The organism is Moorena sp. SIO2C4 (assembly GCF_010672485.1).
GTDB lineage: Bacteria > Cyanobacteriota > Cyanobacteriia > Cyanobacteriales > Coleofasciculaceae > Moorena > Moorena producens.
The window spans coordinates 1-1,370 of record NZ_JAAHGN010001467.1; the positions used below are offsets into that span (position 1 = coordinate 1).

Consider the following 1,370-nt stretch of genomic DNA (forward strand, 5'->3'; position numbering starts at 1 on the left):
AGCAATACTTTGAATACTGCTAACAGGGTCATAAATAGGGTGGTTCCCTGCTTTTGGGTGAGTTGTTTAACTTTTGATGTTAGTGCTGCTGGTATGTTTATGGGTATACCTGCTCCATTAAAAGTTTGAACTGGGGGTCGGGGATGGTCTGTGGGTAGTTGTAGTTGGGGTAGGTCAAGGAGCTTTTGCTTCCAGTAGTTGAGTTGGCTAGAGAGGGTTTCACCTTGTAAGTAGTTCTTTTGCCAAACTGCAAAGTCGGCATATTGTATTGGTAGTGGGGGTAATGGAGATGATTGGTCTGCCAGTGTGGCAGTGTAAATAGCCGAGAGTTCTTTGGGTAATACTGTCAGTGACCAGCCATCACTAGCGATGTGATGTAATGTAATTTGCAGTATGTGTTCTGTTGTTCCTAGTTGAAACAACTGAGCCCGTATGGGGGGGTCTACTTCTAGATTGAATGAAAGTTCATTTTCTTGTTGGAGTAGTTGTTGGAGTTTGGTGGTAGCTTCTGATGGTGTTAACCCAGTGAGGTCAATTATGGGTAGTTCTAATTCAAAGGGGGGTTGAATTATTTGTACTGGTGTGCCGTTGATTTCACTGAAAGTGGTTCTCAGGGTTTCATGGCGAGCGATGATTTGGTTGATACTTGTTTGTAGGGCTACATAGTCTAGTTTTCCTACTAGATGTAGGGTTAATGGCATATTGTAGGCGTTGCTACTCAAGGCCATTTTTTCTATAAACCATAGCCTTTGTTGTGCATAGGATAACGGGATTACCTGCTCCCTAGAAATTGATTGAATGGAACTAGCTACAGATTTCTGAGTTATTTGTACTTCTCGAAGAAACTCTAAAATTTCTGTCTTGCGCTCCACTAGATTCCGTTTTAGCTCTGCTGTCATTACTCCCTTGGGAGCATAACATTCTAGTTGCTCTTGCTCTATCCAAAGTTTAACACCCAGATTTTGCAGGTAAGAAATAAAATTAACTGTTTTCATAACACAAATCTCTCATATTCTTCTGTTTCTGAAATTAACGTAGTCTTATCTTGGGGTAGCTGACGCAGCACTTCAATATTTTTAGCTATGCCAGCAATAGTTGGTGACTCAAATAAACGCTGTAAAGTCAGTTCATTCCCAAAAGCCTGACGGCAGCGAGACACAACCTGAGTTGCCATCAGGGAATGGCCGCCCAAATCAAAGAAGTTATCGTGTATTCCCACCTGTTCTATACCCAACACTTCTGCCCAAATCTCTGCTAATACCTTCTGTGTCTGTGTCTGTGGAGCTACATACTCCGTTGACACACTACTGGCCACATCCGGTACAGGCAAAGCCTTACGGTCTACCTTACCGTTAGGAGTCAGAGGCAGT

2 protein-coding genes are annotated in these 1,370 nt (G+C 42.8%); both read right to left on the bottom strand.

The features are described 5' to 3' along the window. Positions 1-995 (bottom strand): condensation domain-containing protein (locus F6K20_RS38655; protein ID WP_287298466.1); only part of this gene is annotated, 995 nt, incomplete at its 3' end. Next, positions 992-1,370 (bottom strand): phosphopantetheine-binding protein (locus tag F6K20_RS38660; RefSeq protein WP_287298468.1); only part of this gene is annotated, 379 nt, incomplete at its 5' end. The genes F6K20_RS38660 and F6K20_RS38655, both read right to left, overlap by 4 nt.